The following is an 8,933-nucleotide window of genomic DNA, read 5'->3' on the forward strand; positions in this document are numbered from 1 at the left end:
TATGGATAAAAGATTTGAACGAACAAAACTCTTACTAGGAGAAACAGAGCTTGAAAAAATCATCAACTCCAAAGTAATCGTAATTGGTTGCGGAGGAGTTGGTGGTTTTGCCATAGAAGCTTTGGCAAGATGTGGAGTGGGAACGATAGGTATAGTCGATTATGACATTATTGACATTACGAACATAAATAGACAAATTATTGCACTACAAGATACTGTGGGAAATTACAAAGTTGATGAATTTGAAAAAAGAATTAACAAAATTAATAGAGACTGCAAAGTAATTAAGTTTAAGGAAAAGTTTGACAAAAAAAGTGTTGATTTATTCAAACTTAAAGATTATAATTATGTTATAGATGCAATTGATTTAATTACTGCTAAATTAGATTTAGCAGAGTACTGTTATAAAAACGATATTAAATTAATTAGCTCTATGGGTGCAGGTTCAAAATTAAATCCGTTTCTATTTAGAATAACTGATATCAAAAAAACACATACTTGTCCGATGGCAAGAGTTATGAGGAAAGAGTTAAAGAATAGAAATATCGATAAATTGACATGTATATGGTCTGATGAAAAAAGATCAGGAACAGTTGTTTCATCAAATGGAAGAAATGCACCAGCAAGTATAAGCTTCGTGCCATCATGTGTAGGTTTGATGATAGCATCTTATGTAATAAATGAATTGAGGTATTAATTTTGGCAAAAGAAGGTATGGTTATTAAAACTAACAAAAATAAAGCATCTGTTTTGATTACAAGAAAAGGCGCTTGTGGAGGAGAAGGTTGCAGCAAGTGTTCTGGTTGTGAACATAAGACGCAAGTAATCGTGTGTTCAAACTATGTAAATGCAAAAGTAGGAGATAGTGTTGAAATTTCAGGAGATGACAAATCAATGGTAAAATACACTGCGTTATTATATTTAGTTCCGTTATCCTTCTTTTTGGTAAGTTTAATTTCCTCATATGCGTTACTAGAAAATCGTTTTGGCAATTATGAATTTATTTCTTTCTGCTTTGGATTACTAGGATTATTAATTGGTTATCTAATTGTAAAAATTATAGATAAAAAATTTGTTGATAGTGATTTAGTGCACATCACAAAAATAAATGGAGGTTTGTATGAATAATTGTAGACAAAATTTAGAGAATTTTGATTCAGAGGTATTTGGTTATTTAAATGACGAAATAACTAGGCAAGAAGATCATATAGAATTGATCGCATCTGAAAATTTTGTTTCAAAGGCTGTCTTAGAAACAATGGGAACTGAGTTGACGAATAAATACGCCGAAGGTTATCCTGGCAAGAGATATTACGGTGGTTGTGAAAACGTTGATAAAATTGAACAATTAGCTATTGATAGAATGAAAAAATTGTTCAATGCTGATCATGCAAATGTTCAACCTCATTGTGGAGCTAACGCCAATATTGCTGTATATATAGCGGTTCTTAATCCAGGAGATACAGTACTAGGAATGAGACTTACAGAAGGAGGACACTTAACTCATGGTTCATCTGTTAATATGTCTGGTAAGTACTTTAACTTTGTGGATTATGGCGTTGATCCTGAGACTGGAAGGATTGATTATGAAAACGTTAGACAAATAGCACTAGAACACAAACCAAAACTAATTGTAGCAGGTGCTTCAGCCTATCCTAGAATAATAGATTTCAAAAAATTCAGAGAAATAGCTGACGAAGTTGGCGCTTACTTAATGGTTGACATGGCACATATCGCTGGTTTGGTAGCTACTGGAGACCATCCAAGTCCTGTTCCATATGCTGATTTTGTCACAACAACAACTCACAAAACATTGAGAGGTCCTAGAGGCGGTGCAATCCTTTGCAAAGAAGAACACAAAAAACTATTAGACAAATCGGTATTTCCAGGATTTCAGGGGGGACCATTAGAACATATAATAGCAGCAAAAGCTGTTTGTTTCAAAGAAGCTTTACAACCAGAATTTACCGAGTACACTCATCAAATTTTGAAAAACGCAAAAGCTATGGAAAAAGTATTTCTTGACAATGGTGTCACATTAGTTTCTGGTGGTACCGACAATCATTTACTATTAATAGATTGCAGAAGCTTCTCAATGACAGGTAAGCAAGCTGAATCTGTGTTGAGTGAAGTGAATATTACGACAAATAAAAACACTATTCCTAATGACCCTGAAACACCTTTTGTTACTAGCGGTATAAGAATTGGAACGCCAGCAATTACTACTAGAGGATTGAAGGAACAAGAAGCTTCTAAAGTTGCTGAATTAATGCTAGACGCACTAAAACAACGTAGACCAGTAGAAGAAATTAAAAAAGATGTTGTAGAATTAATGCGTAAGTTCCCAATTTATAAATAAAAATTTAAGCTAATACCAACCGAATATTTGGTTAGTATTAGCTTTTTTTACATACATATTGTATATTTTACATAGTTTATGGTATCATTTATAAAGAAATGAGGTGATAAAATGGCAAAACCAGTTGTTTGCATCGTGGGTAGAGCTAACGTTGGCAAATCTACATTATTTAACAAATTAATTCGAAAAAGAATTGCCATAACACAGGATGACCCTGGTGTTACTAGAGATAGATTATATATGGAAGCAGAGTGGCAAAATAAATACTTTACAGTAGTAGATACTGGAGGTCTTGAGCCTAAAAGTGACGAAATAATAACTAAAAACATAAAAAAACAAACAGAACTTGCAATTGAAACAGCGGATGTTATTTTATTCATGGTTGACGGAAAACAAGGTATTACTCCAATTGATATGGAAGTTGCCGATATGCTAAGAAGAACAAGAAAACCTGTTATATTAGTTGTTAATAAAATAGATCACATAAAACAAAAAGAGAATATATATGATTTTTATAACTTGGGTTTTTATGAAATCTTCCCAATTAGTGCTACAAATTCAATGGGGCTTGGGGATTTATTAGAATCCGTTGTTTCGAAGTTTGATGATAAATCTGACACAGAATCAGAAGAAGATATTACAAAAGTATGTCTTATTGGCAAGCCGAATGTAGGTAAAAGTTCGTTGATAAATAGTTTATTAAACGAGGAAAGAATGATTGTAACGGATATTGCTGGAACAACGAGAGATGCTATAGATTCAAAAATAAATTACAAAGGAAATGAATATATTTTTATAGATACAGCAGGTCTAAGAAAAAAGAAGAAAATTGATTCTGAAGTTGAAAGATACTCTGTTGTTAGAACTTTATCGGCCATTGACCGATCTGATATTTGCGTATTGATGATTGATGCTAAAGAAGGTGTTAGCGAACAAGACACTAAAATCTTAGGGTATGCTCATGACCAAGGCAAAGGAATGATTATTCTCGTCAATAAATGGGATTTAATCGAAAAAAACACAAATACAATGAATGAATTTAAAAAAGATATCAGATCTAAATTGGGTTTTGTGTTGTATGTTCCTATTGTTTTTATCAGCGTAAAAGAAAACAAGAGAATAGATACATTGTTTACTGAAATTGAAAAACTAGACAATAATTATTCAATGAGAATAAGTACCGGCGTATTGAATGATGTTATATCGAAAGCTGTATTATTAAATCCGCCACCTTCGGATAAGGGTGTCAGGTTAAAGATATTTTACATTACCCAAATCGAAGCAAGACCACCTAAGTTTCTTGTGTTCATAAACAGAAATGATTTAATGCATTTTTCTTATCAAAGATATCTTGAAAATCAATTGAGAGAAAATTTTAGCTTCGAAGGTGTTCCATTGCAATTTGAATTTAAAACTAGGGGAAAATAGTGGATAAGTTATTATTAGTTCTATTAGGCGTTATTTGTTACTTTATTGGTAATATTAGTGGCTCAATAGCTATCTCAAAGTTAGTATACAAACAAGATATAAGAAATTTGGGAAGCGGAAATGCTGGAGCAACAAACGCATTAAGAGTATATGGAAAAAAAATCGGATTATTTACTTTTTTTATTGATTTTTTTAAAGGAATAATATGTTCATATTTAGGCTTTAAATTTTTCGGCAATTTAGGTATACTAGTATGTGGGTTTTTATGTGTTATGGGACACATATTGCCAGTAATATATAATTTTAAAGGCGGAAAAGGTATTGCGACTTCATTCGGCGTACTTATGTTCGCACAACCTTTACAAACTTTAATTTTATTTATGATGTTTTTAATAGCTGTTATTGTGACGAAATATGTTTCAGTTGGAAGCATTTTAGCTTGCGTATTAGCTATTGTATATGGACTTATTTACATGAAAAATGATATATGGATTGGGCTTATTTATGTTTTAGTTGGAGCAATATCTTTATTTAAACATAAGGGAAATATAATTAGACTGATGCATGGTCAAGAAAGTAAATTAGGTAAAAATAGGAGGAAAAGATGAAAGTATTAGTAATTAATTGTGGTAGTTCTTCGTTAAAATATCAATTATTTGATATGACTGATGAAAGTGTATTGTGTAAAGGATTAGTAGAAAGAATAGGTATTGATGGTTCAAAATTAACTCACAAAGTTAATGATGAAAAATTAGTAGTTGAAGAACCTATGAAAGACCACACAGAGGCTATTAATCACGTGTTCAAAGCATTATTAGATGACAAATACGGTGTTATTAAGAGCTTAGATGAAGTTTCTGCAATAGGTCATAGGGTACTTCATGGTGGAGATAAATTAACTGAATCTTGTGTAATTGATGATAAGGTTAAGGATAAAGTTAGAGAATTTATAAAATTTGGACCTCTTCACAATCCAGCAAATTTAATGGGAATTGAAGCTTGTGAAAAATTAGCTCCTGGAAAGAAGAATATCGCTGTATTCGATACTGCTTTCCACCAAACAATGCCTGCTAAAACTTATATGTATGCAATTCCTTACGAATACTATGAAGATTACAGATTAAGAAAATTTGGATTCCATGGAACAAGCCACAGATATATTACATTGAGAACACAACAATTATTAGGAAAAGACGACATCAACATAATCACAGTACATTTAGGAAATGGCTCTTCAATTGCTGCCGTTAAACATGGTAAATGCTATGATACAACAATGGGACTTACTCCGTTAGAAGGACTTTTAATGGGAACTAGAAGTGGTGATATTGACCCTACAGTTATGACATTCCTAATGAATGAAAAAGGATATTCAGCAGATGAAATGAATCAAATTTTAAATAAAAAATCTGGAGTATTAGGGGTATCAGGAATTAGTTCTGACTTTAGAGATTTAGAAGAAGAAGCTAAAAAAGGAAATGAAAGAGCACAATTAGCTTTAGATATGTTCATTGAAAGAGTTAAGAGATATGTAGGTGGATATATGGCTGAATTGGGACACGTAGATGCAATTTGTTTCGCTGGTGGTATTGGAGAAAACTCTTCATCAATGAGAAAAGATATTTTAGACACTTTTGAAGAATTAGGTGTTAAATTAGACCTTGAAAAGAACAACACTCGTGAAGAGGCTTTGATTTCTTCTGACGATTCAAAAGTAAAAGTATATGTTGTTCCAACAAACGAAGAATTAATGATTGCTAGAGATACTTTGAACTTAGCAAAATAATAATATTTTTATTGACAACTGAACATTATTATATTATAATTAACTACGTTGTTTGTATAAATTTTAAGGATTATGTCCTTAAGGAGGTGTAGCATGGCAGTACCAAAGAGAAAAACTTCTAAGACTAGAAGAGATAAAAGAAGAGCTTCTTCGTATAAACTACCAAGAGTTACTATAACTACATGTTCTAATTGTGGTTCTCCTAAATTACCTCACAGAGTATGTAAAGAGTGTGGGTATTACGACGGAAAAGAAGTTGTAGATAACTCAGAACAAAACTAAAAGAGAGAGTCGTTTAATTTTCATTAAGCGACTTTTTTATTTGTTTAATTCATTAATAATCTATATTGTGATAAAATAAATAAGAGGTGAAATATGAAAATATTATTAGATACTCTAGGTTCTGACAAAGGTGCTTCAGAATTAATAGAAGGAGCTTTGATGGCTTTAGAATTGAAAGATTTTGAATTAACTATTGTTGGAAACGAAGAAGAAAATAAAAAAATTTTGAATGGAAAACTAAATAATAGAATAAATTTTGTAAATGCTACAGAAATAATTGACAATAATGAATCTCCTACAAAGGAAATTAGAACGAAAAAAAACTCGAGCATGAGAAAATGTTTTGATTTACTAAATGAAGATTATGATGGCTTATTATCTACAGGCTCTACTGGGGCGTTGTTAACAGGAGCTACTTTAATAACAAAAAGACTTGACAATGTTCAACGACCTTGTCTTATGGTCATACTTCCGACTTTAAAGGGAAATGTAGTTGTGTTGGATGTTGGGGCTAATGTTGACGTTAATGCTGAGTTACTTGAGCAATTTGCAAAGATGGGATATGTATATGCAAAAAATATTTTAGCTAAAGAAGATTGCAAGGTTGGTCTTTTAAATATAGGAACAGAAGCTCATAAAGGTGATTCTTTGCGAACACAAACTTATGAAAGATTATCTAAATTCCCATATTTTAAAGGCAATATTGAAGCTAGAGATGTTCTAAATGGAGATTATGATGTAGTGGTCACAGATGGATTTTCGGGAAATATATTATTAAAATCAATTGAAGGCACAATTGAATTTATAAAAACAATAGCCAAAAACAAGTTGTCAAAATTGGATGATAAAACTGCTGCTACACTAATTCCTATGTTTAAATCGTTGAGTTCTGGAATTGATTATAATAGCATTGGTTCTGCTCCGTTTTTGGGTACAAAAAAACCAGTATTTAAAGCGCACGGTTCTTCTAATAGAGAAGCAATAAAGTCAGGCTTACTAACTTTAATAAAGTTTATTGAGGAAGATGTAACGAATAAATTGAAAGAGGAGTTGTCAAATGAATAAAGATATTTATACTATGGTAGTCAACGTTTTGAAAAAAGAATTTAACAGAGATGATATAGATGAAACCACAAGGTTTTTTGAAGATTTAAATGCAGATTCTGTTAGACTTTTAGAAATTGTTATGGATATGGAAGATGAATTTGGTCTTGAGTTTGACGATGAAAAATTATCAGAATTGAAAAATGTCAAAGATGTAGTAGATGAAATAGAAAGAGTACGAGGAAATAAATAGTGGATAATTCTAGAATTGAATTGCTACATGAGCTTGAAAAAAAATTAGATTACAGGTTTGCAGATATTAATCTGCTAAACCTGGCTTTTTTTCATAGTTCATATGGAAACGAGAATAAATTATACAAAGATATTTCTAATGAAAGGCTAGAATTTTTAGGAGATTCCGTATTAGATTTAATTGTTAGCGATTTTTTGTATAAAAGCAAAAAAAATTTCAGAGAAGGTCAAATGACAAAAATAAGAAGTCAAATGGTTTGTGAAAAATCATTCTCAAATATGGCTAGATACTTAGATTTAGGCAAATACTTGCTAATGGGCCATGGAGAATATTTGTCAGGAGGCGGTGATAAGTCTAGTGTACTAGCAGATACTTTTGAGTCTGTTTTTGGCGCAATTTATTTGGATTCTGGTTATGAATCGGCGTTTAAAATTGTAGAAAATAAATTTAAAAGTCTATTCATAGCTGAAATAGAGACAAAATCAAGTTTCATTGATTATAAGACGATGCTTCAAGAAATTAATCAAAAAAAATCAAGAGATAAATTAAAGTATAAAATTACAAAAGAAGAAGGCCCTGACCACGATAAAAAGTTTTATGTTGATGTTTTTGAAGGCAATCTTGTTATAGGTTCTGGAGTTGGTTCATCAAAAAAGCATGCCGAACAAGATGCAGCTAAGAATGCGTTGATTAGACTAAGGGTTGTAAATGAGTAAAAAAAAATATATAGTATCGCTCTTTATTCCCCATTTAGGTTGTCCTCATGATTGCATTTTTTGTAATCAAAGGAAGATAACAAATTACGTAGACATTGTTAGAAAAGAACAAGTTCGAAAAGAGATCCAAGGCCAACTTAATAATTTTCCGACTAACAGTAAAAACAATGTTCAAATAGCTTTTTATGGAGGTTCGTTTACAGGAATTGAAGAAACTGCTATGTTAGATTATCTTAAAATAGCTAATGAATTTATAGAAAAAGATGTAGTAAAATCTATAAGGTTATCAACAAGACCTGATTATATTAGCGAGCACATCTTGGATACACTAAAAAAATACAATGTTGAAACTATTGAACTTGGAGTACAATCAATGGTAGATAGTGTTTTATACAGTAATCAAAGATGTCATGACAGCGAATGCGTAAAAAAATCAGCAAAGTTAATAAAAGATTATGGATTTGATTTGGGGCTTCAAATGATGACTGGTTTGTATCAATCTAGTTTGGAAGATGATTTATATACAGCCGATGAACTAATAAAACTTAGTCCTGATTTTGTGAGGATATATCCGACTCTTGTCATAAAAAAAACTGTGTTAGAACAATACACTAAACAGGGTCTATATGAACCAGAAAAATTAACGCAATCTATAAACAAAACTTCTAAAATTTATCTTAAATTTATAAATGCAAATATACCAGTCATAAGACTGGGATTATTAAATACTGATAATATAAAAGAGGGTGAAGATGTCGTAGCTGGGGCAATTCATCCTAATTACAGACAATTAGTTGAAGACCATTTGTACAGAAAAATCATAGATTTTTCATTGAATAATAAAAAAATAAGTACGTTGGAAATCAATGTAAATCCTAGTATATTGAATAATTTAGTGGGATACAATAAGGAAAATAAAAATTATTTTATTAATAAATATGGACTTAAAAAAATAAGTTATTTCGCTTCTGATACTAATTATCTAAAAGTTGATGGAAAGATAAAAAATATTGATATAGATCTGTCTCTTATACACATCTCCGAGCCCACGAGACCGTTATTCTA

Annotated in this window: 11 protein-coding genes; all 11 read left to right on the forward strand. The window is 31.2% G+C overall.

Annotated elements, in window-relative coordinates; all coding sequences use genetic code 11:
* The first annotated feature begins 1 nt into the window (after position 1).
* A complete protein-coding gene (locus Q0X02_RS01755; protein ID WP_297810633.1) occupies positions 2–697 on the forward strand; it encodes a tRNA threonylcarbamoyladenosine dehydratase in 696 nt (231 codons plus the stop codon).
* A gap of 17 nt (positions 698–714) precedes the next feature.
* Entirely contained in the window at positions 715–1,128 is a 414-nt protein-coding gene (locus Q0X02_RS01760) for a SoxR reducing system RseC family protein (RefSeq protein ID WP_297810636.1), read from the forward strand.
* Entirely contained in the window at positions 1,121–2,359 is a 1,239-nt protein-coding gene (gene glyA, locus Q0X02_RS01765; RefSeq protein ID WP_297810639.1) for a serine hydroxymethyltransferase, read from the forward strand. The genes Q0X02_RS01760 and glyA overlap by 8 nt, the downstream gene beginning before the upstream one ends.
* A 111-nt stretch (positions 2,360–2,470) precedes the next feature.
* Entirely contained in the window at positions 2,471–3,787 is a 1,317-nt protein-coding gene (der, locus tag Q0X02_RS01770) for a ribosome biogenesis GTPase Der (RefSeq protein WP_297810642.1), read from the forward strand.
* The gene (gene plsY / locus Q0X02_RS01775; RefSeq protein ID WP_297810645.1) at positions 3,787–4,395 is read left to right on the forward strand and encodes a glycerol-3-phosphate 1-O-acyltransferase PlsY; all 609 of its coding nucleotides are present in this window, start codon (positions 3,787–3,789) and stop codon (positions 4,393–4,395) included. Before der ends, plsY begins: the two co-directional genes overlap by 1 nt.
* Positions 4,392–5,573, forward strand: a complete 1,182-nt coding sequence (locus Q0X02_RS01780) for an acetate/propionate family kinase (protein ID WP_297810648.1) — start codon at positions 4,392–4,394, stop codon at positions 5,571–5,573. Before plsY ends, Q0X02_RS01780 begins: the two co-directional genes overlap by 4 nt.
* A gap of 93 nt (positions 5,574–5,666) precedes the next feature.
* Positions 5,667–5,855, forward strand: coding sequence for a 50S ribosomal protein L32 (rpmF, locus tag Q0X02_RS01785; RefSeq protein ID WP_297810651.1), 189 nt, complete (start codon positions 5,667–5,669; stop codon positions 5,853–5,855).
* A 93-nt stretch (positions 5,856–5,948) separates the two neighbouring features.
* Positions 5,949–6,920: a phosphate acyltransferase PlsX gene (gene plsX, locus Q0X02_RS01790; protein ID WP_297810654.1), complete on the forward strand. Its 972-nt coding sequence runs from the start codon at positions 5,949–5,951 to the stop codon at positions 6,918–6,920.
* Complete coding sequence (locus Q0X02_RS01795; RefSeq protein ID WP_297810657.1) at positions 6,913–7,152, forward strand: acyl carrier protein; 240 nt, start codon at positions 6,913–6,915, stop codon at positions 7,150–7,152. The genes plsX and Q0X02_RS01795 overlap by 8 nt, the downstream gene beginning before the upstream one ends.
* Positions 7,152–7,868 carry a ribonuclease III gene (rnc, locus tag Q0X02_RS01800; protein ID WP_297810660.1) on the forward strand — a complete coding sequence of 239 codons (717 nt, stop codon included), beginning with the start codon at positions 7,152–7,154 and terminating at the stop codon, positions 7,866–7,868. The genes Q0X02_RS01795 and rnc overlap by 1 nt, the downstream gene beginning before the upstream one ends.
* The coding region (locus tag Q0X02_RS01805; RefSeq protein ID WP_297810663.1) for an elongator complex protein 3 at positions 7,861–8,933 on the forward strand (1,073 nt) is incomplete at its 3' end. The genes rnc and Q0X02_RS01805, both read left to right, overlap by 8 nt.

It is taken from the genome of uncultured Finegoldia sp. (assembly GCF_947252345.1).
GTDB lineage: Bacteria > Bacillota > Clostridia > Tissierellales > Peptoniphilaceae > Finegoldia.

Coding starts and splice junctions, on each gene's coding strand:
- glyA (WP_297810639.1), top strand. CDS start 1,121: ATGAATAATTGTAGACAAAATTTAGAGAATTTTGATTCAGAGGTATTT.
- Q0X02_RS01780 (WP_297810648.1), top strand. CDS start 4,392: ATGAAAGTATTAGTAATTAATTGTGGTAGTTCTTCGTTAAAATATCAA.
- Q0X02_RS01795 (WP_297810657.1), top strand. CDS start 6,913: ATGAATAAAGATATTTATACTATGGTAGTCAACGTTTTGAAAAAAGAA.
- der (WP_297810642.1), top strand. CDS start 2,471: ATGGCAAAACCAGTTGTTTGCATCGTGGGTAGAGCTAACGTTGGCAAA.
- rpmF (WP_297810651.1), top strand. CDS start 5,667: ATGGCAGTACCAAAGAGAAAAACTTCTAAGACTAGAAGAGATAAAAGA.
- Q0X02_RS01755 (WP_297810633.1), top strand. CDS start 2: ATGGATAAAAGATTTGAACGAACAAAACTCTTACTAGGAGAAACAGAG.
- Q0X02_RS01760 (WP_297810636.1), top strand. CDS start 715: ATGGTTATTAAAACTAACAAAAATAAAGCATCTGTTTTGATTACAAGA.
- plsX (WP_297810654.1), top strand. CDS start 5,949: ATGAAAATATTATTAGATACTCTAGGTTCTGACAAAGGTGCTTCAGAA.